This is a genomic window from Streptomyces sp. NPDC096012 (assembly GCF_040426375.1).
GTDB lineage: Bacteria > Actinomycetota > Actinomycetes > Streptomycetales > Streptomycetaceae > Streptomyces.
In genome coordinates this window covers 1-26940 of the sequence record NZ_JBEOTD010000055.1, presented here as the reverse complement: position 1 = coordinate 26940, position 26940 = coordinate 1, and the positions used below count along the sequence as shown (strand labels likewise).

The window sequence follows — 26940 nt, the reverse complement described above, 5'->3', positions numbered from 1 at the left end:
CGGCATCGCCCCGGCGCCGACCAGCCGCGGCCGCTGTCAGCGAGGCCCTCCTAGACGGGCGCTGTCATGTGCTGCCAATGGCGGACAGGACGTGCGGCCGTCGACACGCCTCGCCCACCCCCGACAACTCAGCTAACAACAGGGCCGCCGTCTATCGGCAGCCCTGCGCAGAGGATGTTCTTCCAGCGGAAGGACGGTCCGTCGGATGCGTGGGTGAGGCAGATGCAGAAGACCCTGCGGAAGCGGGGGACGACGCGGAGGCCGAGTCGGGAGTCGACGGCGCCGCGGATGTTCCCGCCGGCAGATGCCAGCCGGTGGCGGTGGGCCAAGGCCATCCCCATCCGACCGGCACGCGCCCCGCCTGATCCCTCACAGCCCCACCGACCAGTTGGAAGCGGACCGATGTCGCTGACACGGCGGATGGCAGTGTGGCGTTCGACGTCGAACGGCAGTCACCGGGCCGCTGCCCGTCAAAGAGCACTCCACCCACCGCACCCGTGCCGACGGCCAGGACCAGGGCGGCCGCCACGGCAGCGCGACGAAAGTAGCTGCGACGCCGACTGGGCAGTTCGGTGGATGCCGCTTGGGCGGACCGGGTCGGCTCGGCCTGAAGACGTGCGGCCTGCTCCCTGGCGTGTTCGAGGAGTTCGTCGGCCTGCTGCTTCGCCGACGTGGCCAGGCGGTCGGCGGCGGCTTCGGCATCCGCGCGGATCCGGGCGGCTTCGTCCCGTGCGGCAAAGCGGAGTGCCTCTGCGTCTTTCTCCGCCTGGTCGAGGGTGGCTTTCACGGTCGTCTTCAGATGTGCCAGCGGGTCCTGGGCCTGCCGCTGAAGGCTCCTGACATGCGTCCAGCGTGAACGCCACTCCTCCTGCACGGCGTCCAGGGACGTGGCCGGGTCGGTGGTCACGTGCGGCTCGGCGCTCACCACCCGGATGAACTCCATCAGCGCCTTCAGCTGAGGCAGGCGCCTGCCCTTGAGGAACTCGGTAATACCGGCCTGACTCAGCTTCGGCTCGCGCGATGCCCTCGCGATGTCCCGGTAGGACGGCGCGCCGCGGGAGATGTGAAGAGCGTTCAGCTGGTCCGCGAAGTCGTGCAGTGCCTCCCAGTACGCCGTGACGGCCACCTCGCCACCGCCCCCCACCCCCTCGGAGCCACTCTGTGCCATGAGCCCACCCCTTCGCGTTGCGTCCCCGCACGCTAGAGCAGGCCCATGCCGAACATCCGTGAATGTGCAAGAACGATCGGGAACGCCCTGCGGCGTTCAGCTCCGCACCCGTCAACCCCGCTAGTGACCTGCAACGATCGGGTCCAAGCAGAGTTGATCAGGACCCTGGTGCCAGCCGCCGGCACGCGCTCTGCTGGAGGCATGGACGACATCGACGCCACCCTTCCCGCACCCGAAACCCGCCCATCCGCCGCGCCGCGCACTCCCCCCGTACCGGCCAAGCCGGGCTACGCCCTCCTCGACGGCACCGTCCTGCTCGCACTCCTGGGCACCTGCGCCGGCGTCTACTACACCGTCGGCAACACCGGCTTCTCCGCCATCATCGGCGCAGTCGCCGGCCTCTACGGCGCCTGGCGCGCCCGACGATGACCACGACACACAGCCACACACCCGCCCCGAACCGCACGACGGCACTCGAGGACGCGAGCGCCGGCACCCACGCACATCCGGTCCGTGGGGCGTCGGCGCGGTCGGCGGTCAGCCCACCCTCATGGCCTGGAGGTCGCTGAGCGACAGCTCGTTCGTTCCACGGTCCGCCGCCTTGCTCTGCGTCCACGCACGGGTCACCGGGTGCACATCCTCATACTGGGCGCCGGCGGTCGTGTGCTGCCCGTCGGTGGTGGCGACCCTCCCCACCGTCCTTCAGCCCCGTTCACAACCGCCTCACCACCCCCGGCGGCGCCACACGTCAGTGCGTGGCGGGTTCGGGGCCACCCTCAGTGCCCGACGGTAATTGCCCAGCGCACAGTCGATGGCGCTGTGACGCTCACTGCTCCTCGGCCGCGATCATGCTTGAGGTTGAGCTGGTTGTACGTACTGCTGACTTCCTCCGCCACGCATTTTGTTCGGCTTCCTGCAGGCCCACCCCCAGCGGGCGCAGCGGAGGGCCGGTTCTGCCACTGACCGGTGAACAGCTCTTCCGGCTTCGCGGCGTCGGCGGTTCCGGCGGACGCGCCGAGGAACCCGAGGACCGCGCCGGCGGCGATCGCACCGGTGGCGATGCGCCGGGCCGCGGTTCTGTGGGCGGCGGACGGTCTCATGGGAGGTGTCTCCAATCTGCCGAATGTCGCCCCCTCAGATGCGATCTCGGGCAGCGGGCTTCACCGCGACCGGCCGTCGGCTCACACCGGCGGCCCGGGTACCGGTCCCCCGGCCGTCACACCTCACCGGCCCAGGCGGCCGGATCGGGGATCACGGCGGCCTGGGCCGGTAGGTGGCACGGGTGGCGTCAGCCGGTGCGCCGCACCTCGTAGCCGTACTCCTTGTCGGGGTCGTTGTCGAAGTAGAGCACCGGGTGGTCGCCGTCCTTCGTCACCCCGAGCAGGGTGGATTCGCAGTCGTCGGGGAAGGAGCTCCCCGCCGCGAAGCGCAGCTCGATGCTGTCGCTGCGCCGGGGTCGCCCTCCAGTTCCCAACTGCCCCGCCCGGACAGCCTGCCCTTGCCGGTCGTGGGCTTGGTGCGCGACGGCGGTGTTGGGGGTGCGCGGGCCGGCGCTCCCGCCGGCGGGCGGCGTCCTCGGCCTGCTGCCTGCGCGGCGGCGAGGACGTCGGCCGGCTCGCCGTCGAGCTGGGCGACGTCCGGCTTCGGGCGCAGCGGGGCGAGTGGATCTGTTCGACCGTCGCGATCTTGAGCACTGCGAGCACGCGCAGCACGTCACCACGCAGGCTGTTCGACGATCCCGCCGGTTCTCCTCACGCTTCCCCGCCATCAGCTGCGCTCCTCCCCGTCGTCTGTCGCGCGCGGCCACCTGTCAAGTGCCGGCCGGGGCCGCACGTGCTCGTGGCCCCGCCGGCGGGCGGGGCCACGAGCACTCAGGCGCCACGGGTGCCCGGAGCGCGGAGCGTCAGGCCGGAGGCAGCGTCCACTTCTGCGCGGCCGTCCCGTTGCAGGTGTAGATCTGGAGTTGGGTGCCCTGAGTCGTGGACGAGTTCGGATCGTCCAGGCAGCGGCCGGAGTTGGGGTTCTTCAGGGAGCCGTCGGAACCCAGCGTCCAGTTCTGGGCGCCGGTGCCGTTGCAGGTGTACAGCTGGACGAGGGTGCCGTCGGTCGTGCCGCTGTTCGACACGTCGAGGCACTTGCCGAGAGTGCGCAGCGTGCCGTCGGTCGCGATCGTCCAGTCCTGGGCGTAGGTGCCGTTGCAGCTCCACAGCCTGATCGCGGTGTGGTCGGCCGTGCCCGAGCCGGCGTCGTCGACGCACAGCGCGGAGTTCACGCCCGCCGTCACGGGACCCACCCGGGGCTTCGCCGGGGCGGACGTGTCACCGGGGTAGGAGGGCGGGGCGGCGGAGGCGGCCGAGGCCCAGCCGGTGTTCGCGCCGGTGCCGAGCGTGAAGTTCAGCGTCCCCCCGGAGGTGATCGCGGTCGTGGGCGCGTATGCGTTGTTCCACGCGGCCCCGTCGAAGGTCGCGGACTGGACGTAGGGCGCGTTGTCCGCGGCTCCGTCACCGTTGACCGTCAGCGTCTTGCCGGACGGCAGCGTGATCACGGCCTGGGAGAACAGCGGTGAGCCGAGGGCGAGGTCCGAGGTGCCGGGCGTCATGGGGTACATGCCCAGGGCCGACCACACGTACCAGGCGCTCATCTCGCCCAGGTCGTCATTGCCGTCGGCGAGTCCTGCCGGGGTGTTCGACCAGATCTGGTCCTGGATCGAGCGCACGGCCACCTGGGTCTTGTACGGCTTGCCGATGTAGTCGTACTCCCAGGGCAGTTCGACGCTCGGCTCGTTGCCCACCCAGGCGTAGCCGTGGGCTCCGGTGTAGCTGCGCAGCACGGTGTCGAGGTAGTCGCCCATCGCCTTGTCGCCGCCCTTGGCGGTGGCGAGCCCTGCCACGTCGAACGGCACCATGCCCGAGTAGATCCAGGAGTCCGCCTCCACCATGTCCGTCCCAGAGGTGGGGTCGAAACCGCCGGTCCAGGAGCCGTCGGCGTTGCGCGGCTGGACGAATCCGGATGCCGGGTCGAGCACGTTGCGCCAGTCCTGGGCGCGATGGGCGTACGTCTGCCGACTGCGCGTGTCGCCGAGGGCGCCCGCGAAGGCGGAGAGGGCGAAGTCCGCGGTGTCGTACTCCAGTGTCGTGGCGACGGGGCCGTAGAAGTTGCAGCATCCGTAGCTGCCGTCGTGCGGCTCGTAGCCCGGGCTGTCCAGGTAGTTCACCCCCGGCCGGTCGTTGTTGGCGGTGCTCGCCTGTTTCAGCAGTCCGGAGAGTGCCGTCGAGGTGTCGAAGTTCCGTGCGCCGAAGGCGTAGTAGTCGGCGAGGATCGCGGCCGCCGGGTCGCCGACCATGACGTAGGACTCGCCGTTGTACTCGGACCACTTGGGGAAGATTCCGGTCTGCACGTAGTCGTCGGTCATCGACTGGGCGGTGTCGGAGGCGACTTGGGGACTGACCAGCGCCTCGAGCTGGGCCTGGGAGCGGTAGATGTCCCAGCCGGAGTAGTTCGCGTAGGCGGCGCTGTGTCCGGCGTCGACCGTGTGTGTCCTCCCGTCGAAGCCGTAGTACTGGCCATTGGTGTCGCTGATGACGTTCGGGTGGAGCAGCGAGTGGTAGAGCGCCGTGTAGAAGATGGTCTGCTGGTCCGCCGTGCCGCCGGCGATCCGCACCTTGCCGAGGGTGGTGTCCCAGGCCGCGTGGGCCGCGGTGCGGACGTCGGCGAAGCTCCATCCGGGGTTCTCGGCGGTGCGGTTGGCCACCGCGTCGGCCGTGGAGACGTAGGAGATGCCGACCTTGGCCTGCACGACCGGGTTGCTGCGGGTGTCGAAGGTGACGTGCGCGTTCGACGCGGCGGCCTGCGTCGCGGCGCCCGAATCGCGCGCCGCCGCGTGGGAGGCGGGTTTCGGCATCGCGCCGTGCAGCCGGGGCTTGTTCGGCTCGTCGGCGTCGTGCCGGCCGGACCGGGCGGCGGTCGGTGGGCGGAGCGGCGTCGCGCCCGCGAGCGTGCTGCCGCTGGAGGAGAACGGCCGGTCGAAGACCATGTCGAAGTAGACGGTGTACGTGTTCCCGGCCCCGCAGAACCGCCCGCTGGTGACCTGACCGCGGACCTCTGTGTCGGAGACGACGTCGAACTGCGTGGAGGACGCGCCGTTCTGGCTGTGTGAGAGCTTGAGCAGCAGGTTGGCCTGGGACGTCGGGGGGAACGTGAAGCGTGCCATACCGCTGCGTGTGGTCGTGGTGAGTTCGGTGGTCACCTTGTTGCCGAGGGCCACCTTGTAGGACCCGGCCGTCGCGGATTCGTCGGCGTGCGAGAAGGAGGCCGTCGCCGCGTTGTCGACGGCGCCCACCGTGGGCAGCACGGGTATGTCACCGGCCGCGCCGCAGCCGGGTCCCGCGAGGTGGGTGAGGCTGAACCCCGTGATCGAGGAGTCCTTGTACTCGTAGCCGCCGCCGGGCGGCCGGGACGAGGTGTCGGGGCTCCACTGCACCATGCCGAAGGGCACGTCCGCGCCGGGAAAGTCGTTCGCGTCGTTCGAGGTGCCGATGAAGGGGTTGACCAAGTCGGCGGGCGACGAGACGAGTTGGGGTGTCCTCGTCGGTGCCGCCGCCCAGGCGGCGGGCGCGGGCAGGCCGTAGGCGCCCAGCAGGAGGGCGCCGACGGCACTGCCCAGGGCCATGCGGACGCGGTGCGTACGGGACGGACGTCTGCGCGCACCGGGCAGGTGCTCGCCGGCTGGAGTCGGGAACATGGTGGTCTGGCCTCCTGAGGTTCGGTCACGGGTGGTTGACAACGTTGTCTCAGGATTTACGTTCTCCATGAGGGCGTTGGGAGCCGCACCAGGTTGGAGTACTGCCGCGGAACGTAGTACTGGATCATGTACATGTCAATATGCACGACGTCCCGGCTCGGACGCGCGTGCCAAAGGTGGATCGCCGCCGGCTGCCCGCCTCGCCGGACCACGGGCTGGCACGCTGCTCGCGGTGATCGGATCGCATGCCGATCACGTCGTCGGGCGGATGGTGGGGCGTGAGGGGATGACGTACGCGTCGGCCGTCGGCAGTTCGGCCGCCTCGGACACGGGTTCCGGGCCTCCGCGGAGCACGGACTCCGAGAAGCGTCCGACGCCCCGGCACGTGGCGTGCGTGATGGACGGGAACGGCCGGTGGGCGGCGGCCCGTTCACTCCCGCGCACCGAAGGTCACCGTGCCGCGGAGAGCACGGCCATCGATGTGATCGAAGCGGCACGTTCGGCCGGCGTGGAGTGGCTGAGCCTGTACGCGTTCTCGACGGAGAACCGGCGCAGGCCCGACGGAGAAGTCGGCTACCTGATGCGGCTGGTGCGCCGCGTGGTGCGCAAGCACGCCCCGCTGCTGCACGCTGGGGGATCCGCTGCCGCTTCCTCGGTGTGACGGACCCGCGGATCCCCCGGCACTCACCCAGGACTTCACCGATCTGACGACCCTGGCCGGCCGAAATCAGGGGATGCCCCTGACCGTCGCGTTCGACCACGGCGGCCGTGGGGACATCGTCGCGGCGGCGCGATCGCTCATCCGCGGCGGCGTACCGGCCGAGGCCGTGGCCGAGCGGCCCAAAGGCGGACCCAGCCCCGTTTTCCGATGGGTGGTAGAGCGCACGATCGCTTCGCTGCACGGCTTCCGCCGACTGCGGATCCCCGCTCGGCATCCGGCCCACCGCCGGTTCGGGCTGGGCCGAACAGCGGCGCCTGAGCAACCGGCGGGGCGGGCCCCCGATAGAGGAGTTGTTGTTGCGGAGGCTGTGGGTGGTGTCGTTGAGATGGTAGGAGCGCAGGTCGCCGATGGTGCCGCCCTCGCGTCCGACGCAGACGTGCCAGCCGAAGTAGTTGTCCAGGAGACACCCGGTCGGCCCGGCGCCGAGACCGTCCCGCGCATGGGCGGTCGGAGAGGCCCCCGGCGACAGAATTGCGCTCCGGGCCGTCCGGCAGGTGCCGGGCGGCCCAAGCAAAGCTCGTGGAGCGTGGCTTGCGACGCCGACTCCGCCAGTTCAGCCGGTCTGCCAGTGGGTGAGGTCCACAAGGAGATCGCAGTGCGGGTCGTCGGGAGACGGCCGGCGATACTGATCTTCTTCGATGAGGCTCGGCAGAGAGCCGACCAACGCCGTAGGCGCACTGGTGACGCGGATGTCGACGCCGATGACGCCTGGGCGGTCGGGGCGTTGGACGTACAGGCGTAGCAGGTCGTGTTCCAGCGACAGGAACCCGATCAGGAAGGGGTTCTCGTCGTCGCCGGGGTCCGACAGGGCGCGCAGGACGGTGAGTGTCTGGCCCTGTTCGGGTTCTGGGTCTGGGGTGATCTCTTGAGGGCGAAGGCGGATGACGGTCATCCCCATGGCTTCGCTGATGTCGCTGCTGCTGTAGAGCTGGGTGCCGGCCAGGACTGTACGCAGGATGCCGGGGAGGTAGTACGGGGCAACGGCGTCGTGCGGAATCTCGTACAGGAAGGTGGCGCTGTCCTTGCCGTCTCCCGCTTGGACGGCGATCCGGACGGCTCCTGGGGCGGGCAGTACCCCGCGCAGGCTGCAGCCCTCGGCGATGGGGGCATTGAGGTAGTAGAGCAGCAGGCGGGTGACGGCCGCCTGCTGCTCCCTGTCTTCGGGATCGATCACTGGTTCATCCATGCGGGGCACTTGTTGTGCGGCTGATTGCGGCAGAAGGCATTGACGACTCCGATCTTCTGACCCCGGCCGGCGTCGAACCTTCCGTCCTTCGTCTTACGCGTGTACTGCACGATCACTACAAACTTAGCCTGCTCGGGACGGCCGCCTGTCCTGATTGCGACACCGTCATACTCCAGGCGCCCATGGCCGTCATTGCGGTCGACCTTGTCCCTGAGAGCGGCATTGAGGATCGCACACTTCTTGATGTTGTGCCGGTGAGTGAAGTGATGCCAGCCGAGTTCCGAGTTCCCGAACCGCGTGACGATCTTACGTCCATCGATATCGGTGGAGGTGCAGTGAACCCTGAAGTCGTAGGGGTCCGGCATGGTCGGATCCGGCATGGCGCTCGCTGTCGGAGACGTACCGGCGAGAAGCGCCGCAGTGGTCAAGAACGTGGCCACGAACGAAACGATCTTCCTCATGACGAGTTGCAATCCCCCGTGTCGATCACGTTGACAAGGAGCGTGTCGGCAACTTGCCCACGCTCCCCTCACGTTGTGACACACAGGCAGATTCAACTCACAGAACGCACCGCATTTGCATCCCGATCCGATCGAAATCGCTCAAGAGTGGAGAAGTTGACGCAGCAACAAGAAGGGCACCGGAGCGGAGTTGCACCGCCACAGATGAAGATTCCGGTGACGTCCCCCTGTCCCGTAACCAGCAAGTACCGCCTGCTATCTCGTAGATTCCGCATGCTGGCGACAGCTACCTCAGCAGCTACACCGAAGAACCCTAAAGTTGCACGCAGTTTCGTGGAATCCGCGGTCAGCGGCACAGACCGGCCCCCGCAGCCGTCCACGCCTTCGACTTGATCGGATCCGTTCATGCATCGCGGGGATGCCGCAGTGTCCCGGGGGGCGTGCGATGCCGGGCGGCCCGGCCACCGCCGCTCTGATCACGCCCAGCCGCCTGCCCGGCACCCCGGCCGGAGAAGACCGCAGCCACGGGGGCTCGGCGTCGTCCGCCAGGTCCTATCGGCCCGCTGGAAAGCCCGATGGCACGTACTGCGCCGGCTGGGTCAGCGCGGGGGTGCCCGGTTCAGCGGGCCAGCTCAACGGTGACGTGAACGTTAGGGCACAGAACCTGACAGCAGCGAAACCGACCCCCTGGAACACCGGCCGACCGGTGTCGTTCCGTAGACCATCCCGGCAGACGCGGTCACGGGAGCCGCGGTTGCGCTGCACCGACTTGGGTCGGTCACCCCGTCAACCGGAGTCTCCTTGTGGTCGTGGCGGCCTCGCCAGTTTCCTCACCCTCCGGTGACCTGGACGAACGCTCACCACCCGGACTATGGGTCAGCCCTGACCCCGGAACGGGGCCGAACAGCCCCTCTGCGTATGCCTTCTGGGCTGGTGCCCACGAGACCGGTACGCTGTTGTGGCTGGCCTGTGCCGTCGTCGATGCAGGGGGTCGCACATGTCGCACACCATTGTCCTGCTCCTCTCCTGCGGCCCGCTCGCCCTAGTCCTAGCGATGATCGCCGCAAACGGGTTGAAAGAGAGCAAGGACGCCTACACCGGGGAGGTCACCGGCTTGGGGGTGAGCAGTTCGACCGGTACCTACGGCCCGACGGGCCACTACATGATGCACATCAGCACCGACGAGGGGCGGGAGCTCAGCATCGAGGTGAACGGCCGGACGTATCGGTCGCTCGCCGTCGGCGACCGGGTGGTCAAGGAGTGGGGTAGGCGCTGGCCGGAGCGGTCGGAGTAACGGAGCGAACAGCTGCGCCGCACCGTCCGGCACGCCCTCGCCGCCCGCGACCACCTCACGGCCCTCTATCAGGCACTCGGCTTGCCCGAAGACCCGCAGACACGCCGACCGGACGCGGGTCGCACCGGGACACCGCAGACCGCGCGCGGCTCGCGCACCGACAAGCTCCGGCGGGCTGGGCACCGCGCAGCATCGAGGCTGGCCTGCGCGAGGTCTCCTACGCGCCCCACACCCGCCCCCTCGACCTATTCAGGCTGCCCTGACCAGCAACAACCTGTGGCCGCGGCGACTATGAATCAGCCCTGGCACGATGGAGCGCAGGCAGGCGGGCGTAAGGCCGAAGAGCAGTCTGAAATCGTTACCACAGCCAGGCGCCTGAGGCCGCACCCTCGGACAGAGCACGCGGATCGCTGCGCGCGGCTGCGCTGCCCAATCGTCCGAGCCGGCTGCGGGGCCGCGGCCCCGGCACCTACCGACGCCCCCGCGTCCAAGGACGGTGCCGTGCCCGAGGCCCTGCGGGAGACCGGCGAGTACGAGGCGGCCGGGCCACCGTCTCCCGCCCCCCGGCTCCGCTTGTGCGGCCAGATCTCTCAGCCGTTGTACGCCCTGTCCGCTCTGCGGCTCCGTCAAGGACGGGGTGGCAGCACCGACCGGAAGGACATACGACTCCGCTTGCAGATCATCTCGGGCGTCCGCGTGTGCCGATGACGGCGCCACCGCCGCCGCAACGATCACGGGCCGTATCAGTGCCCGCGCGCTGCTCCGCCGCAACCATGCTCTGCTCACCAGACAGCCCTCCGGAAAGTCAGACGGTGCCGGCTCGACGCCTGCAACTGGGCACAGATTGGGCCGAGAGGCACAGGAAAGCCCGCCTGTGCGCCACGGGGGGGGGAGAGCGAACAGGCGGGGCCGTCTAGGGGACGGCTACTGCGGAGGGCTCGAACGACCAGTAGAAGCACGGGTCAGCCAATGCTCGGGGCCGCTGCGCGGCCATCATGGCTCGGCTGGTGGGGCGACACCGCAGGATTCCAGTTGTCCGGTCGTCCTGTCTGATGCAGCACCGATGCCACGCGACTGCGCGACGGCCGCCGCCGCGCGTACCAACGCGGCCACGTCGCGGCTGCGGGAGCATTCCGGCCAGGCGATAACCAGTGCGGCGGGAGGGCAGTCCTCGATGAGGACGTAGGACACCGCGCGTCGCGGGTACTGGGATGCGACCGATCGCGGTAGCACGGTCATCGTCTGGCCGAGGCCGACGAGCGCGAGCAGCTGCGCGAGGCCTTGCACCCCGTGCTCGCCGATGTCGCGCTCCACCCGTTCGAGGACGTCCGCCGGGGCGACTCCGAGATCGGCGAGCCGTACCCGGCCGGCTCCGGCGAGTGGATGGTCGGCGGGCAGCGCCGCCACGCGCGGCTCGACCGCGACGACATCCGCGTCGATGCCCTCCGGATCGTAGGGCTCGAACATGAGCGCCGCATCGGCGTCTCCCGCCCGCAGCAGCCGCGTGTGCTCCCGCCATCCGCACAGGCGCACGGCGACCGGCCTGGTGTCGGGCTCGGCAGCCACCGCGGCGAGGATGGCCTCGAGCAGGCCCCCGTCCGCGTCCGCCTTCACCGCGAGCACCAGGCTGCGATGCGGTGCCGAGGCCCGCACGGCGCGTCGGGCCGCCGCGTCGAGAGCCTCCAGGGCAGGTCGCGCATGGGTCAGCAGCACTGCGCCGGGCTCTGTCAGCTCCACCACGCGCGTGGACCGCTCCAGGAGGCGTACGCCGAGTTCGGTCTCCAGGTTGCGGATCGCTCGCGACAGCGCGGGGCCGGCGATGCCGAGCCGCCTCGCGGCGTGGGTGAAGCTGCGTTCCTCGGCCACCGCCACGAAGTACCGCAAGGCCCGGGACTCCACTGCCATGGAGCACACACTACGACCTGCTCGGCATCAGGATTACTACCTTCTTGTTCCTGATGGCTGCCGAACCGGTCGTTCCCCCGGGCCTCGCCTTGACCGCACGCTGGTGTCGCCGCAGGGCGAACGGCCCGTGGCAGAACGGAGAGACACGTGCGAGCCATCAGCATCGAGCGCTTCGGCGACACCCCGGAGCTCAGGAAGCTGCCCGTGCCCGAACCCGGCCTCGGCCAGATACAGGTCACCATCGAGGCGGCGGCGATCAACCCGCTGGACGTGGCCATCGCGTCCGGCGCCCTGGAATGGCTCGGGGAGTACCGGTTCCCGCTCACGCTCGGCCTGGACGGTGCCGGCACCGTGACCGCGATCGGTGACGACGTGACTCGATTCCGGGTTGGCGACCGTGTCGTCGGCCAGTTTTGGAGCCGGCCACTGCACTTCGGGACCTTCGCCGAGGTCTGCGTCGTCCAGGCAGAGCCCGCGCTCGGCGCGCTGGCAACCATCCCCACCGGGATGCCGAGCCACATGGCCGCCGCGCTGCCGACCGCAGGCATGACCGCGCTCGGCGCGATCGAGCACACACAGGTGCCCGAGGGAGGCACGCTGCTCATCATCGGCGCCACGGGAGGTGTCGGCACGTTCGCAGTGCAGGCCGCAGCAGCCCGCGGGATCCGGACCATCGCCACGGCGTCCGCTCAGCACGCCGAGCAGGTACGCGAGCTCGGCGCCACCGAGATCGTCGTCCGTGGGGCGCAGCCCCTCGACCAGGCTCTACGCCAGCTCGCACCCGAGGGTCTCGACGCGGTCCTCGACCTTGTCGGCGACCGCTCACTCACCAGCAGCCTGGCCGGCACGGTGAAGGACGGCGGTGCGCTGCTGTCGACCGCTTTCGGTCTCGACGACCAGCTCATGGCCGACGCACGCATCCACGCCGCGGACTACTCGCTCGACCGCAAGCCGGAGCGGCTCGGCGAACTCACGAAGCTCGTCACCGCAGGCGGCATCCGGCCTGTCATCGGCACGGTGCTTCCCCTCGGGGAAGCACCACGAGCCCTCGCCGGCGACCTCCGGACCGCGCGGCGATGCGGCAAGACCGTGCTGCAGGTCGACTGAGCCAGGACCCGGACAACGACACGGGGCGCTCACCCAAGCTGATGACTCGCCGGCCCCGGCGTCGGATGCGCGGCACCTAAATATGCGGGCCTAGCAGTCCAGGAGGCCGGCCCGACCAGTCGCGGGAACACCGTGGGGGATCTCGATCTCGCCGGCGTGGTCATCGCCACGGCGGACCACAGTCGGTGGGCAGGTCTGCCGGTCCATCTGTGCCGCAACGTGGCACGTGCGATACCAGGGGACGCCCATCCAGCGTGTCTGTTCAGAGGTGTCGAGTCCCTGACCACCGCAACGGAAGACCGTGTCTGACCGCTGTCTTCGTGATGCCAGCTCATTCACCTCGGTGGCTCCTTGCCTGTGTCGGGGGGGACCAGGGCAGTACCAGGGTGATGTGCGGGCCGGTCGGGGTGTACCACGCCCGCGTCCTCAGGGCGCGGCCCCGGCCCCCGGCTCCGGGGAACGACCCGGGCCTCGCGCGGCGGTCATGACGCCCACGGACCGGTCCGGGGCGTGGGGGCGGGTGAGCGAGACCTGACGGCGCACAGGCTCGCCGGACAGGCGTTTCGGCTGCGTCGCCGAGCCGACCGTGGATGCCACCGTGAGTGGGGCCCGCCTCGCCGGGGCGGGACATCCTCCCGTCCCGTCGCAGGGAAATCCACGAGCAAGCCTCCAAGATCCGTAATGGTGTGAGCGAGCCGCGTCCGCAGCGCGCCGCTCCCGGCTACGTTGTTCGATAGATCTGCGGAGGATGACGGTGGAGGGCACCAGCACACGTGTGGTCCGTCTCGACGAGAGCATGCTCGATCGGCGCCCGGCCGAGATGCCCGGCCACACGGCGGAGCGGACATGACCGGCCGAGGCGATGCCGCCGGCGGGCTGCCGCCGTTCCCCGGGCCGCCGGACGGCCCCGTCTACCTGGACTACAACGCCACCACGCCCGTCGACCCACGGGTCGTCGAGGCGATGATCCCGTACTTGACCGGCTTCTTCGGCAACCCCTCCAGCGGCCACCCCTGCGGCGCCGAGCCCCGGCGCGCGCTGGGTGAGGCCCGGGCCCAGGTCGCCGCCCTCATCGGGGCCCGAACCGACGAGATGATTTTCACCGGCTCCGGTTCGGAGGCCGACCTGCTCGCACTGCGCGGCGCGGTGCTGGCCTCCGGGCGCTCACGGCCACATGTGATCACGCAGGCCACCGAGCACCCGGCCGTGCTGGAGAGCTGCCGGTCCCTGGAGCGCCTGCACGGAGCGCGCCTTACCGTGCTTCCGGTCGACGGCGACGGGCAGGTCGACCCGGCCACGTTGGCCTCCGCGCTCACCGAGGCGACGGTGCTGGTGTCGGTCATGGCCGCCAACAATGAGACGGGCGCCCTCCAGCCGGTCACCGAACTCGTCACCCTCGCGCACGAACGCGGGGCTCTCTTCCACTGCGACGCGGCCCAGGCGGCGGGGAAGATCCCGCTCGACGTCGGCGAGCTGGGCGTGGACCTCCTCACCGTCGTGGGGCACAAGATGTACGCGCCGAAGGGCGTGGCCGCTCTCTACGTGCGCGACGGCGTGCGACTGGAACCAGTGGTCTACGGCGGCCCGCAGGAGCAGGGGCTGCGGGCCGGCACGGAGAACGTCGCCCTGGCGGTCGCCCTCGGCACCGCCGCCCGTATCGCGGCCCATGAGCTCGACGACGGCACACCGGAGCGGATCGCGGCCCTGCGTGACGACCTCCATCAGCGGCTGAGGGCGGCGCTGCCCGGCCGCGTCCATCTCAACGGCCCTGAGAAGACGCGCCTGCCGAACACCCTGAACATCCGCATCGACGGCGCACTCGGACACGAACTCCTCGCCGCCGCACACGGCATCGCGGCCTCGACGGGGTCGGCCTGCCACAGCGGCACCCACACCCCTTCGCCGGTGCTGACCGCTATGGGATTCGAACCGGCGCACGCGCTGGGGGCGTTGAGGCTGACGCTGGGTCGCTGGTCCACGCCCGCAGGCATCGAGACGGCGGCGAACGCGCTCATCGAGGCGGTTGCCCTGCGTTGACCCGTCGGTCCGCCGATTCCCTGCGAGAAACGTGAACTACAGAAGGGGCGCCTTCCCGAAAGTGCTGGTCACAGGCACGCGTAGCGAAAGCCGCTGGCGCCGGCGCACCGGCTTCGACAAGCTGACGGTGGAGCGACTGGCCGCGCTACGGAAACTTGGCATGGAAATGGGCGTGGCACCGAACAGAAACCGGCGGACGCGAACGCAGGCCAGATGTGCCAGCGGCTCGGGCAGAGGCGGCGCCATGCCCCCACCGTACGCGGCGGAAAAGGATGCCCGGTGCAACGAACCTCCGCCGGACATCGAGCGTCTACCGGTGCGTGGGTGCGCACTGACCTCGCGCACCGAGTCGTATTCGAGGGGAACCGAACACGTCATGAAGACCAAAATCACCACCGTGGCCCTCGCGGCGCTCGTCGCCGCCGGCACCGCCGTCGCCGCCGCCCCGGCCTCGGCCGCCACCGCCAAGGCGGCGCCGACGCGTTGCCACACCACCGACCTGAAGGCCGGTTTCGCCACCGGAGACGACGCGAAGCCGGAAATGGGGCGGACCGACAGGCAGACGCAGGCGTTCATCTGGTTCACCAACAAGAGCAACCGCACCTGCACCCTGTCCGGCTTCGCCGGTGTCGACATGGTCGGCGCCCAGCGGACCGACGGCACCTGGTCCCTGGCGCGCTCCTCCAAGAGGCCCACGAAGATCACCCTGGGGCGGGGCGACACGACGGACTTCAGCATCAGCCTGCTCCCCGTCGCCAGGTCCACGCCGCAGAAGGAGAAGTTCGTACCCGCGACGTTCCTGGTCACCCCGCCGAACGAGACAAAGCACTTCACCCTGAAGTGGCCGTTCGGCGGCCAGATCCTGAAGCAGGACGGCGCCACCCACCCGGCCACCTACCTCAACCCGGTCGGACAGTAATCCCCCGCCGCCGCGCGGTCGGGGCTCCAGGAGAGCTTTGACCGCGCGGCGCTCGTCCATCGCCCAGTAGCTCGGCGACCTGGTCCAGGGGCACGGTGAGGCCGGAGAGCCAGCCCGGCTCGATCCGGCCGGACAGGACGCGGTCGATCAGGTCGGGCAGGACGCGGCGCACGGCTGCCGGGCCGCCGCGCAGGCCGACCGTCGACCAGCTCAGGGTTGCGCAGTCCTGGGGCGATCGCCCGCTCGGACGGCAGAGAACTCCCCTCCGGGCTCGGGCGATACGGACCGGGCGATCCGCGCATCGGAGGCCGCTACGGCCATGGCGTCTTCGGACCATCCCGGCGACGGGCACGCCGTCTGCACGCGATCGGTACGCGAAATGTGCGGTTGCCGGACGAGAACGCCGTCCCCGCCGTCCCTGTCGTGAGTGCTTGCCGGGGTCAGGTGGGGGTGCCGCAGAGGTAGGCGGGCAGTGCCTGGCAGCGCCGGTGGGCGCGAGGTCCGGCCACGGCTCGGCCCTGGGCCAACTCCGTCAGGTGCGCGGCGGTGGGCCGAGTCTGGCAGGCCTGCGTCCGTACACGCGGCCTATGCCCGCAGGACGGGACGGCGCCTCCGGCATCGTCGAGGGATGCCGCCATCTATGCCCGTCGGCCCGGGCAGGCCCTCTGCGCGTCGGCGCCATGACGACGAGGTCGAGCGGACGATCGGCCGGTGCATGAACGCCCGCCGGAACGCCCGCGATTACGAACGGCCGCCCCAGCACTCCGAAGCACACCTGAACTGGGCACTCATCACCATGATGACCCGACGTCTGACGCGAGAAAGGCCACGGACCAGCCAGTGGACCAAGAAGCCATCGGCGACCCGCTGAGCTGGACGATTTCACCGTGGATCGTCCCGCCTCGCGAAGGGAAAGACCTGGTCATCGCCAGGATGCGGTCAGCCTGCGAGGTTCGATGCGCTCCTCCACCGCCCTGGCTCCGTCGCCTTTGACGATGTAGGCGCCCTTACCGGGAGTTTCCGTCACTGCTTCCACCAATTCCGTTCCGCGGTACACCAGGCCGACTCCATCGTCTGTGCAGTGAGCAGTGGGTATGGTGCCGTCCGCCACGAGCTGGTGAATCAACGGGCGTCGACCCTCATCCGAGTCGTAGTGCACGCCGTTGCCATACGGCAGGAAACCGAGTGCGTCCGTGACCGGGCGCAGTTCCGGCCCGAACGAGTCGGTCGCACCTCCCTGGAACCAGCAGAGGGAGCCCGCGCTGACTCCGCTGAGCACGACACCGGCCTGCCAGGCACGGTGCATGATGCGGTCCAGGCCATGTGCTCTCCACACCGCGAGCAGGTTGACCACCGAGCCCCCCATGACCCAGACCACATCGTGGTCGAGGATCGAGCCCTCGACATCTTCGAGGTTGGGCATGGGGAACAGGTGCAGAGGCGTCAGGTCGAATCCCGCTATCCGCGCAGCCTCGGTCATGCGGGTCGTGAAGTGCTCGGCATCCCCGATGGCGGTGCCGACGTACATGATGCGCGGGCGCCGACCATGCACGCCGGAGAGGTCAACTGCGTGATGCACCAGAGCATCAAACATCACCCTGGTTCGTCCTCCGACTCGATGTCCGCCGGAGGTCGCGAGGATCGTCGGTTCCAAAGCCGTCATGGCCATGATCGTATCGGCGGCATGCTGAGGGACCTGGGCGGCCTGCGGGTGAACAACACCTACTCAGCGGCACCCCGGATGTACAGCGAACGCGCCGTTGTCGCTGTACACCGGGATCACCGGGTTCAGTGGGATGGGCCGGGTGGTGCTGGACCGCCCCACAATCTGATGTCCTGCCTCGCGGTTGCCCTAGCGCAGGTCCACCCAGGCGTACTCGTAGCCGTCTTCGAAGTTGCAGCTCATGGAGGACTTCTGGCCGGGCTTGCGCCAAGGACCCCACCGCGTGTAGGTGATGAGGGGGTTGCGGTGGTTGATGCACGTGGCGCGTGCACGATGCCGGCGCCACGAGGGCTGGTTGGAGCAGTAGGTGTGCACGCCCAGGTGGATGACGCCGTGGTGGTAGATCTTGCAGGGCGGGCTGGCAGCGGCCGAGGCCGTCTCCCGCAGCTTCCGCAGAGGCTCCGCTGACCGTGTCGCCGGCATGGGCGGGGGTGGCGGTGGTTATGCCGCCGAGAATCGCGATTCCCATGGCGGCGGCAGCCGCGCCGCGCCGCATGGTCATCCTGCGTGCCTTCATTTAATTCCTCCTTGATCGGTCGCCGGCTCCCCGGCCGGGCCCGGTGGGCCGTTCTTCGCTGAGGTCACCGACTCTTGTGTTGTTGCTCTTCACGGGCTGTACAGGGCGGCCTTCGGCTGTTCCGGCCGGCTGGTGCACGAGGGCCTTACAGCTCCAGACGGCCAGGTCATGGACGCCGGGATGGCTGGGCCCGATCGGTGAGCATCTGGGCTTAACGTGCAGGTCAGTGCCGCACGACCTCGACTTTCCCGGCCGGGGAATTGAATGGACAGGCAGCTCCGCCACTCTGATCAATGAGGACACCGCTGGTCGGAGGCACGGCGCATGACGCTGAGCAAAGAGGACCTGTCGCTTGCTCTGCCTCCCGGGTGTGCGGAGCTTGCGGATGGTCGCGCCGCGTTCACGGGAGGGGGAGGCGCGTAGAGCGGTGGGCCGTCGATGACAGGACGTACCCGAGAAGGCCACTCAGTCCGAGTGCGGGGCCGGTGGCGCGGCTCGCTGCCGAACTGCAGTACGGGCGGAAGTCACACCCGTACGCACGAGCGGGGTCGGCTTCAGCACGCCACCGGGTGTTCACGGACTTGTTCCTCCACCTCGATGGGCAGTCGCCGAGGTTGCCGTGGGGGCAGTTCACCGGTGCTCAGGGTCAGCAGGATGTCCGGTAGGGGATGTCATGGACGTATGTTCGCCATGCGGATCGGGACAGGCCGCCTGCGGCCCGGCGGCAGATGTCGGCGCTCACCAACTCCGGCGCGATGTCGTACTGTTCCAGCTGTACGTGCTCGCCCGCGAGAGAGAGGGTGCGGTCGTCGTCGCTGAAGGCGAGCGACATCACCTTGCCTCCGGAGCCGTGCAGAGGGTCCCCGATGGCCAGCCTCGTGGTGACATCCCACAGGCGGACCTGGCCGTCGTCTGTGCCCACGGCCAGCGTCTTTCCGTCGTGGGAGAAGGCGAGCGCCGAGACTCCCGCACTGCCCCCGCCGTGCTGTAGGCCGGTAGTGCTCCCCGGCAGGTCCCCCAGTCGCTTCCGGGCGTCGCCGTCCCACAGGGTGACCCATCCGGTGTCATCGGCGGCCGCGAGGCGGGTGCCGTCGTGGCTGAGGGCTACGACGGTGGGCTGGGACTGGGTGAGAGTGTGCGGCGTCGTACTGCCGGAGCCAAGGTCGGTGACCGTTCCGTCCGGGGACACCAGGAGCCGGCCGTCATCGCGTACGGCCAGGGGGTCGCCCGAGACATCCGGCCATCGGTCGGTTCTGCGATGACGGCGCAAGTCCCAGCGTTCGGTCCGCTCGCCCGCCAGTGACACCAGCACGCTGTGCTCGCTGTCGAAGACGATGGAGTCGACCGTCGGCCACTCGTAAGACTTCGCGGGAAGGGGGAAACCGGTCCGTCGGAAGGGATGGCGGATGTCCACCACGGTCAGGAGGGGGTCGCCTACCGCCTCGTCCTGTGTGCTGACGTAGGCGAGGGTCCGGCCGTCCGGGGAGAACGCCACCTCGTCGGTGCAACCCGGTGTTCCCTCCTCAAGGGGGCATGGGGCGGTAGGCAGGCCGTCGGCCAGCGGTTTGTTGCGGGCGACGTCGATCAGCCGCAGGCGGTGTTTGCCGCCCGACTGCCGCACCACGGCGAGCAACCGGCCGTCACGGCTGAAGGTCGCCTTCGTCGTGACGTCCTGCCGGTAGCCCGGCTGATGGCTGTCGTTGACGAAGAGGGACCACACAGTGGTGCCGGCGCCGCCCGACACGTACCGGATGAGACCGTCGTGCTGGTCGAACACGAGGCTCGAGGTGACTTCTGCCGGTGCCGGAGCCTGGTAGGCGAGTACCGGTGTGCCGCCAAGTCGCCACAGGAACACGTCGTTGCCGTCGGTGGCGACGATGAATCGGCCGTCGCCCGTGTAGTTCGTCACCTGCAGGCCACGATGGCTGATTCCGGGCCGTTGCGTGCCCGATGCGGCGTCCCACATGCGGATGCCGCGTTCGGTGGTGACTGCGAGTTCGTGGCCGTGCGGGCCGAAGGCGATCTGTGCGGACGTGCACGTGGTCCCGCGCAGCGTCATTGGGGGAACCGGTGCGAGGCGGTGCGTCTTGACGTTCCACACCTTGAACCTGTCGAGAGAACAGTCGGCGACGAAGCGGTCGTCGGCACTGACAGCCACGGTGGCGCCGACGGCGCTGGACGCAACCAAGACGTCACCGGTGGAGTGGGGGCTGTCGGTCCACTCCATGAGCCCGTTGACGTGGTTCGGGCCGGAACGGAAGAGCAGCGTGTGGTGGCGTACGTCCCACAGACGCAGCGCGGCAGCTTTGTCGTCCACCGTGACGGCGACGAGCAGGGTTCGTCCGCTGGGGCTGAAGGAGAGTGAAGCCAGGGAGAGGTCGGGCAGCTGGGCCGTCCGCTTCCCCGTCCGCATGTCGTAGAGGCTGATCTTCCGGCCGTTGCCGACGGCCAGGGTCTGTCCGTCCGGGGAAAGGGCGGTGCGCAGGGTAAGGCTGTCGCCGCTGAGTATGTGGAAGGACGACAGGCGACGATGTGCTCGCACATCCCATGCGGTGGCCCGGCCGTCCGCGACGGACACGGCCATACGGCCATCCCGGCTCAGGTCGGTGCCGAGGTCCTCGGTGCGACCCGGGATCCGGAAGGCGTCCTGGTTGTGCTGGGCGAGGGATCCCATAAGGGCCGAGCGGGTTTCCGTGAGGTCGGCGATCTTCCATGCGGCCAGGCTGAGACGCAGGGCGGCCATGGGTTCGGATGCACGCAGGCTCTGCGCCAGGGCGGCGATGCGACGCGCCTCGGTCTGCACTTTCTGCTGCTCACCGGCCCGGTTCTGCTGCCAGGCCACCAGCGCGGCCACGAGGGCCACGACGACGAGGCAGGACAGAGCCGTGACAAAGGCGCGGGTGCGTCGGGCGGCACGTGCAGCCGACCTGCGTTCGTGTTGCGCGGCCGCAAGTCCGGCGGAGAGAAATGACCGTTCCAGCTCGGTGAGAGCGGCGCGTCGCCGGGGTGTGGCGAAGGCGTCTTCGGCCGTTGCCAGGCGGGTGCCGCGGTAGAGGGCTCCGGGATCGCGGTCGAGATCGTCCCAGGTTCGGGCTGCTTCGGTGAGCTGGCGGTGGGTGCGAAGCAGGTCGCGTTCGGCTTCGATCCAGCCGCGCAGTCTGGGCCAGGCGTTGATCAAGGCCTCGTGGGCGAGGTCGACGGTGTCGCTGTCCAGGGTGATCAGCCGGGCTCGGGCCAGGCATTCGAGCACGATGGTCGCGTCGTGTCGGGCGTCCTCGGGGGCTGAGCCGATCAGTTCCCCACGGTCTGCGGGACGGCGGGTGTCGGAGGTGCCTTCGCCGGGTGTGATCAGGCGTAGCAGCATGCGGCGGGCCAGTGTGGCCTGGATGTCAGTGAGTGAGGCGTACGTCTCCTCGGCGGTACGAGCGATGGCAGCGTGCAGGCCTCCGGCCGCCTCGTACGCCGTCAGTGTGAGAGCGCGGCCGTTACGGCGTCGCCAGGTTTCCAGCAGTGCGTGGGACATCAGCGGCAGCGCGCCGGGCTCGTCCTCGACCTCGTCGAGGATGCGCGCTGTCAGGGTTCGTTCGACGATCAGGCCGGTGGTCTGGGCCGGTTTGACGATGGCCTCGCGCAGCTCGTCCCGGCTCATCGGCCCGGCGAGCACGGTTGCGTCCTGCAGCACGGTGGTCAGTTGTGGATGTGTGGCGCAGTGGCCGAGGAAGTCAGCGCGTACCGCGATCACGACGCGCAGTCGGCTGGCGGGGTCAGTGGCCGCTATGAGGTGGTCGATGAACTGGTCGCGTTCACCCGGGTCGGTGCACAGGGTGTACAGCTCTTCGAACTGGTCGACGATCAGCCATGTGTCGCCGTCCCCGTCGGCCGGCACGAAACGCTCGGCGTGGGTGTCCAGCGGGTGCTCGCCCGGGGTGAGGACGCGCAGGGCGGCCGGCCGTGTGCCGGCCTGGTGGGAGGTGCGTAGGCGGGGGATGAGGCCGGCGCGCAGTAGGGACGACTTGCCGCTGCCCGACGGGCCGAAGACCGCGGTGAATCGTCGGGAGCCGGTCTGTCGGAGCAGACGCTCGGTGAGTTCGTCGCGGCCGAAGAACAAGCCGGCGTCGCCGGCTTCGAAGCGGGCCAGACCTCGGTAAGGGGGTTCGGTGTCTGCGTCCTCAGCCCGGGGATCGGCCGCCGCCTCCGCGGCTGCCTCCCGCCACCGCACCTCCCACTCGTGCGGGTTCCCACTGCAAGCGTTGACGTAGGCGAGGACGACCGGCAGGGTCGGCAGCCGCTCCCCCGCAGCTGCCTGCGACAGCGTGCTCGCCCCCTGGTTTGTGCGCTGCGCCATTACCCGGTAGGTCGGACTCCCGGCCTCCGCTCTGAGCTTGCGTAACTCGAACGCGAACCGCGCAACGGGTCCCGCGCTCGGATCCAGCGGGCTCTCCCGACGCCCTGCCATCCACAACCCCTCCCCCGTCCCGCCTCCCCCGCGGGTGCGGCACTGTGCGCGCCAAGAAGCTACGCGCGGCTGGGGCACAGGGGCAAACCATGGGCGCCTGCTTCGGCCGCCTTGCGGAACGCGCCGAGGATCCCGCCGGCCCTCTTCATGGCGGAGGCGCCCTTCCTGCGGGAGTTGCCACCGATGCCCATGCTGTCGGACTCCCCCGGTACTCGGGCACGTTCGCCCTCTGCGCGCAGTGCCCATAGTGGACGCGAAGCGTCACCACCCGCCTGGGAACGATGTGACATCACCGGTGGTACAGAGGTACGCACGGGGGCGCACATTGTTCATGTCGCACTACCCCCGCGCCTGACGCGCCCACATGCGGCCGGACCGCGGAGGAAGCTGACACCACATCAATCGTTTGACTGGCCGTTTCTCTATCCGTCCGTGTGGTCGGAGGGGTTCGAACAAGGGCCTGGTTCGGGTGAGTCGGCGGATGCATGGAAGAAGGGCCTCTTCGTAGCTCGCGGTTTTCGAATCCAGCGAGATGTAAGTGGCCCTGTTGTCGAAGTGTCGCGTGCTCTTGGTCGCCGAGTCCAGTTCGTCCACTCCTGGGTGTGACTGCCTCGCCATCGGTTCGGGAACGCAGCTGACCGGCCGGAGCGCCGGCCCCGGTTCGACTCGGACATGAGCGATGCGGAGTGGGCTCTGGTACGGGATCTGCTGCCGGTGCTGGATGGCCGGCAGGCCGGGGCGGCCGGCCGGAGGGTTACTGCCACCGGCAGCTGATCGACGCGGTGCGCTACCCCGTCGACAACGGCATCAAGTGGCGGGCGATGCCCCCCGACTGCCCGCCGTGGGACCGGGTCTACGCCTTCTTCGTCGGGCGGACTGATGCGCGCCCGCTGCGAGAGCTGACCGCGCCGTGCGAATACTGCGCCACGCGGCCGACACGGCGGGCCAGATCGTCAGGGTGCTCTACGGCTCGCTCGGAGGGAAGCGGCCTGGGACTACCGACATCCGTAACGCCCTGAAGGGCGCGGGCCTCCCCTGCTCTGACGGGACTTGCAGGGAGGCTCGCAAGCATGTGGAGGCGAGGGGGCCGCGGTTGAAGGTGCTGCCGCCCCCCTGACGTCGTCATGACGAAGGTCCGGAACCATGTGCCAGTGCGGCATCGGTTCCCGGCCTGGCCGCGTCAGAGGCAGGATCCGTGGGCCTCGGAGCTGTCGGTCCGGATGCAGGAGACGCCCGCCGCGTACTTCCCTCCACGATCGATGACCTTGAGCACCGAAATCTCATCGATCTGCCACCACTCGGCAAAGGCTTCCGCGATGTACTGCGTCCGCACCTCGAGATCCTCCGTGACCGTCGACGCCCCGTCGGCTTCATAGTCGACGGTCGGAAAGTCGGACGTCGCGTCGATACTCGGATACGCCCCGTCGCTGACACCCCTCCAGCCCGTGAGGTGCTTGACCGCCTTCTGCTGATCGGCGGTCCCGTACTTGGCGACGAACTTCTTGAACTGCCCGAAGGTGCCGGGGGTGTCGGCTATCTCCGCGAGCGTCATGGTGACCTTCTTCGGCTCCGCAGACGTCGGCTCCGGCTGCGGCTCAGCGAACTTCGACTCAACGGGCTTCAGCAAGCCAGCCGTGGCGTGGGGCTTGACCGTTGACGCGGCGTTCGACTTGCGATCGTCGCCGCTGCACTGACTCGCCAGCGCCGCGACGAGCGAGACGACCAGAACAGCCGTGAGGCCCACGGCGAACTCGTTGCTCTTACTTCCCACGGGGACCAATCTCCGTCACGTACCGGAGGGGTCACCGACAGGCATTGCCGCAGGTAGGAGCCCCCTCACCTCATGACGGGTGATCGTACACGTGGACGATCGGTGAAGAGATCGCGGCCGTGACGTGCAGAGTACGTCTCCCTGGGCAACCGCCGTCCCGGGATCGGACACATCTGTGACGCTCTCCGTGACGCTGATCTCCCGCGCTCCGCTCATGCCGACAGGCCCGGCTGAGGGTCGCGCAGGAGGAGCCGGAGTGGAAGGAGCTGCCGCCTGCCTGGCGCCGGAAGCCCCCAGGACTTGACGGGATCAGCCCCATGCGCGTTGGTCCCTTCGGCATGATGATCGGCATGGACGGTGAAGTGATCTCTGGCCTGATCGGCTTCGGCGGCGCGGTTGTGGGTGGAGCTGCCGCCATCGGCGGTACATGGCTGCAACAGAAGCACCAGACGAAGATGGCGAGGGAGCAGCGCGAGACTGCCCGTCAGGACGCGGCCTTCGATATGGCCGTGCAGGCGGTGTTCACGGCCCAGGATCTCTTCCGGAATCGTTGGGACGGTCGACGCCCTGAGCCGGACTGGGACGAGAGGGTCCACGCCGAGGCGAGCAGGTTGCGGCTGGCCAGCCTCAGCATCCAAGACTCCGACATCAGGCAGCTGCTGGAGCAGGTGGCCCTCATGCTCACCTACTGGGAGCACACAGTGCCCCGGGATGCGCAGTCCGGCGAGAAGTTCCGAGCCATCGAAAAGGTTACCCAGCACTCCCAGGAGGCGTTGGGCCAGTACCTCCGGGACGGAATCGTTCCCGAAGTTTCCGCGGAGTACAAGGACGCGTGGGTGGAGCTGGAGGACTGGATCGAAGAGATGGAGGCCTGGGAAGAGCACGAGCGCGGGAACCAGCTCTGACAAGTAGTTGACCAACCAGCCCACCGACGTCCCTGCACCGGCAGGATGCCCGCCATGCCGGCGGAGACGCTGGCGGGGCTGATGGGTCTCGCAGGTGCCGTGGTGGGTTATGTGGTCTCCACACGGGCCGCGATCCGGCAGCGGCGGAAGACCGTCCACGAGGCCGAACGGACACACCTGCTGGGGCTTGCCGAAGCGGCTGCAAACGAGGTCATACGCCTGAGCTGCGAACTCCAGGACCACTGGGTGACGACGGGCGGCCCGGAGGGGGCCGCCCCCGCCCGAGAGGGGCCGACCATGGCTCACCCGGTTCTCCTCCGTGTCGTCATCGAGGTCGACGGCGTGCAGCACTACGGGATTCCGAACCCGCCCGACAAGGAAGGCCGGGTCACTCGTACCGCCATGCCGCGCCTGTATGCAAAAAGGGTCGCCGAGGACCGCCGGCTGCGGCTGGCCGGATACGCGACCTACCGTTTCGGCGGCTGGGGGCTTTCCCGGCCGCACGCCTGGCAGCTGGTGCAGGACTTCTTCACCAAACTCCTCGTACGCCACCAGAAACCGGCCTCGCAGGCCGACGCCCTCGCCTTCGAGTGGTAGCTGGAGAGCGGCGGGGGCGTCGGTGTCGGCGAGGTGCTTGAGCACTGCGCAGCCGGCGGCGTGGGGATCGCCATCGGCACTGGAGTCAGGCGGCGGGCACGGACCACGTCACAGGCGCGTCGTCCTCTGTCGAGTAGACGACGGTGGCGGGCCGCTTACCGCCGGGCACATTGAACACGATCTTTCCGCGGACGCATCCTCCGGTGGGCACGTCCGTGTCCTCGTCCGGGTAGGCCGGCTGCGGGAAGTCGTCGTACTGAAGCTCGGCGGGCTTGACACGCGCCCCGTCCGCGTAGGACAGCTGCCACGGCGCGTTGCTGACCGTGATCTCGCCGGTCTGGTCGCACACCTTGACGTCGAGCGCGGCCCACACGTTGCCCGGGGCGTGGATCTCGTCGGCCGCGGACTCCGAGGCGTGTACGGGCTGTTCGTAGCCCAGGGCGGTCGCCGTGACGCTGGATGCCTCGTATTCATCGTCGCCGGGGCTGCTGCTCTTGTGCAGCTGGTGGAACGCGAGCGTGCTGGGCGCGGTCGCCTTGCTCAGGGTGGGGCTCGGGCTGCTGCTTGCCACCGCCGGCTCCGCAGCGGCGCCCGCGTGGCTGGGCGAGCAAGCGGTGAGCGCGGCTGAGGCCGTGAGCAGAGCGGCAGTGGTGATGGCGCGGGTGCGCATGAGTGGTGGTTTCCTCCGGACCTGGCGGTACAAGTAGCCCCGGCCTGCGTGGGGACGGACTGGGGTGGTGTGGGGGGAGGATCGTTCGCGCCGCCGGTGACAAGACCACCGGCGAGTGCTACATGCGTAACTTACACATGCATTTCATACTTCAACTACGGGGGAGCCATCAGGTTGTGCGTGACGACGCATCGCGCCTACCGGGCTCGACGGGTGATGTCCCGCTGATCGTGAGCAGCGAAAGGGGCGGGCCACGGCGGCAGAGGGGACATGCTGACGCCCCGCCGCGCGGGAGCACGTCCCGCCCACCTCCGAGAACCAGGGACCGCCGGAGACACCGCCCCACAGGGGCCGGGTGCCCGGGACGGGGGCAACGCCCGACTCCTGCGAAAGACTGGCACCCCAAGGGGACCGGTCGGTCTCGTTGTCTCCCCGACGGATGCACCGGCCGTGATCAGCCAGGACCGCATCCCCATGTTCTCGCCTCACTCCTGCACGCCCCCTTGCCCGTCTCCGGCACACGAGAAGCGACAGGACGACCCGGAGGAGCGCAAAGCCACCCCCCGACTCGTTCCAAACGAAACCGCCTGGACGACCAGCGCGACGGCCGTGATGTCGGCGAGCGCCTGGGCCTGCCGCAGGTGCGGCTCGGGCACTCCGCCCAGCCTGCGCAGCAGGACGCCGCGGGCCCCGCTGCTGTCAGCGGGGGGCCCCGGGGGGGGGGGGTGGGGGAGGACCGCGGGCGGCCGGGGGGGGGGGCCC

At 69.3% G+C, this 26940-nt stretch carries 19 protein-coding genes and 3 pseudogenes; 10 read left to right on the top strand and 12 right to left on the bottom strand.

Translation table 11 applies throughout. The features are described 5' to 3' along the window. Window positions 1–151 precede the first annotated feature (151 nt). Window positions 152–1168: a hypothetical protein gene (locus ABVB68_RS33860; RefSeq protein ID WP_353605031.1), complete on the bottom strand. Its 1017-nt coding sequence runs from the start codon at window positions 1166–1168 to the stop codon at window positions 152–154. Between the two features lie 201 nt (window positions 1169–1369). On the opposite strand from ABVB68_RS33860, the gene ABVB68_RS33855 reads away from it, so the two are divergent. Next, window positions 1370–1597, top strand: a complete 228-nt coding sequence (locus tag ABVB68_RS33855) for a hypothetical protein (RefSeq protein WP_353605030.1) — start codon at window positions 1370–1372, stop codon at window positions 1595–1597. Window positions 1598–2456: 859 nt separating this feature from the next. On the opposite strand, the gene ABVB68_RS33850 is transcribed toward ABVB68_RS33855, so the two are convergent. Continuing rightward, window positions 2457–2642 carry a hypothetical protein gene (locus tag ABVB68_RS33850; protein ID WP_353605029.1) on the bottom strand — a complete coding sequence of 62 codons (186 nt, stop codon included), beginning with the start codon at window positions 2640–2642 and terminating at the stop codon, window positions 2457–2459. Window positions 2643–3071: 429 nt separating this feature from the next. Further along, a complete protein-coding gene (locus tag ABVB68_RS33845; protein ID WP_353605028.1) occupies window positions 3072–5909 on the bottom strand; it encodes a lectin in 2838 nt (945 codons plus the stop codon). 397 nt (window positions 5910–6306) lie between these two features. Between ABVB68_RS33845 and ABVB68_RS33840 the strand changes: the two are divergent. Further along, window positions 6307–6748: pseudogene (locus ABVB68_RS33840) on the top strand (undecaprenyl diphosphate synthase family protein); the annotation flags it as partial. A 435-nt stretch (window positions 6749–7183) separates the two neighbouring features. On the opposite strand, the gene ABVB68_RS33835 reads toward ABVB68_RS33840, so the two are convergent. Together ABVB68_RS33835 and ABVB68_RS33830 are read right to left on the bottom strand one after the other, a co-directional pair. Continuing rightward, window positions 7184–7804, bottom strand: a complete 621-nt coding sequence (locus ABVB68_RS33835) for a hypothetical protein (protein WP_353605027.1) — start codon at window positions 7802–7804, stop codon at window positions 7184–7186. Continuing rightward, complete coding sequence (locus ABVB68_RS33830) at window positions 7801–8277, bottom strand: hypothetical protein (RefSeq protein WP_353605026.1); 477 nt, start codon at window positions 8275–8277, stop codon at window positions 7801–7803. Before ABVB68_RS33830 ends, ABVB68_RS33835 begins: the two co-directional genes overlap by 4 nt. Before the next feature lie 997 nt (window positions 8278–9274). Between ABVB68_RS33830 and ABVB68_RS33825 the strand changes: the two genes are divergently transcribed. Beyond that, a complete protein-coding gene (locus ABVB68_RS33825; protein WP_353605025.1) occupies window positions 9275–9571 on the top strand; it encodes a DUF7489 domain-containing protein in 297 nt (98 codons plus the stop codon). A 993-nt stretch (window positions 9572–10564) separates the two neighbouring features. Here the strand turns inward: ABVB68_RS33825 and ABVB68_RS33820 are convergent. Continuing rightward, entirely contained in the window at window positions 10565–11476 is a 912-nt protein-coding gene (locus tag ABVB68_RS33820; RefSeq protein ID WP_353605024.1) for a LysR family transcriptional regulator, read from the bottom strand. A 147-nt stretch (window positions 11477–11623) separates the two neighbouring features. Here ABVB68_RS33820 and ABVB68_RS33815 point away from each other — a divergent pair, with 147 nt between their 5' ends. From ABVB68_RS33815 to ABVB68_RS33805, 3 genes are all read left to right on the top strand, one after another. Beyond that, window positions 11624–12583 (top strand): NADP-dependent oxidoreductase, encoded by a 960-nt coding sequence (locus ABVB68_RS33815; RefSeq protein WP_353605023.1) that lies wholly within the window; start codon window positions 11624–11626, stop codon window positions 12581–12583. An 846-nt stretch (window positions 12584–13429) separates the two neighbouring features. Next, window positions 13430–14620 carry a cysteine desulfurase family protein gene (locus ABVB68_RS33810; protein ID WP_353605022.1) on the top strand — a complete coding sequence of 397 codons (1191 nt, stop codon included), beginning with the start codon at window positions 13430–13432 and terminating at the stop codon, window positions 14618–14620. A gap of 376 nt (window positions 14621–14996) precedes the next feature. Next, the gene (locus ABVB68_RS33805; RefSeq protein ID WP_353605021.1) at window positions 14997–15539 is read left to right on the top strand and encodes a DUF4232 domain-containing protein; all 543 of its coding nucleotides are present in this window, start codon (window positions 14997–14999) and stop codon (window positions 15537–15539) included. Window positions 15540–15560: 21 nt separating this feature from the next. Here ABVB68_RS33805 and ABVB68_RS33800 read toward each other — a convergent pair. Further along, window positions 15561–15747 (bottom strand): annotated as a pseudogene (locus ABVB68_RS33800) (IMP dehydrogenase); the annotation flags it as partial. A gap of 483 nt (window positions 15748–16230) precedes the next feature. Here ABVB68_RS33800 and ABVB68_RS33795 point away from each other — a divergent pair. Next, window positions 16231–16404 (top strand): annotated as a pseudogene (locus tag ABVB68_RS33795) (IS5-like element IS4811 family transposase); the annotation flags it as partial. Between the two features lie 57 nt (window positions 16405–16461). Here ABVB68_RS33795 and ABVB68_RS33790 read toward each other — a convergent pair. From ABVB68_RS33790 to ABVB68_RS33780, 3 genes are all read right to left on the bottom strand, one after another. Continuing rightward, entirely contained in the window at window positions 16462–17202 is a 741-nt protein-coding gene (locus tag ABVB68_RS33790; RefSeq protein ID WP_353605020.1) for a Type 1 glutamine amidotransferase-like domain-containing protein, read from the bottom strand. 189 nt (window positions 17203–17391) lie between these two features. After that, window positions 17392–17685: a hypothetical protein gene (locus ABVB68_RS33785; RefSeq protein WP_353605019.1), complete on the bottom strand. Its 294-nt coding sequence runs from the start codon at window positions 17683–17685 to the stop codon at window positions 17392–17394. 740 nt (window positions 17686–18425) lie between these two features. Then, window positions 18426–22124: an nSTAND1 domain-containing NTPase gene (locus tag ABVB68_RS33780; protein WP_353605018.1), complete on the bottom strand. Its 3699-nt coding sequence runs from the start codon at window positions 22122–22124 to the stop codon at window positions 18426–18428. 797 nt (window positions 22125–22921) lie between these two features. Between ABVB68_RS33780 and ABVB68_RS33775 the strand changes: the two genes are divergently transcribed. Continuing rightward, window positions 22922–23254, top strand: coding sequence for a transposase (locus ABVB68_RS33775; RefSeq protein WP_353605017.1), 333 nt, complete (start codon window positions 22922–22924; stop codon window positions 23252–23254). A gap of 161 nt (window positions 23255–23415) precedes the next feature. Here ABVB68_RS33775 and ABVB68_RS33770 read toward each other — a convergent pair whose 3' ends face one another. After that, complete coding sequence (locus tag ABVB68_RS33770; RefSeq protein ID WP_353605016.1) at window positions 23416–24006, bottom strand: hypothetical protein; 591 nt, start codon at window positions 24004–24006, stop codon at window positions 23416–23418. 317 nt (window positions 24007–24323) lie between these two features. On the opposite strand from ABVB68_RS33770, the gene ABVB68_RS33765 reads away from it, so the two are divergent. After that, window positions 24324–24911 carry a hypothetical protein gene (locus ABVB68_RS33765; RefSeq protein ID WP_353605015.1) on the top strand — a complete coding sequence of 196 codons (588 nt, stop codon included), beginning with the start codon at window positions 24324–24326 and terminating at the stop codon, window positions 24909–24911. 54 nt (window positions 24912–24965) lie between these two features. Beyond that, window positions 24966–25508, top strand: coding sequence for a hypothetical protein (locus ABVB68_RS33760; RefSeq protein WP_353605014.1), 543 nt, complete (start codon window positions 24966–24968; stop codon window positions 25506–25508). An 85-nt stretch (window positions 25509–25593) separates the two neighbouring features. Here the strand turns inward: ABVB68_RS33760 and ABVB68_RS33755 are convergent, their stop codons facing one another. Next, complete coding sequence (locus ABVB68_RS33755; protein WP_353605013.1) at window positions 25594–26079, bottom strand: DUF4352 domain-containing protein; 486 nt, start codon at window positions 26077–26079, stop codon at window positions 25594–25596. Window positions 26080–26940: the final 861 nt, after the last annotated feature.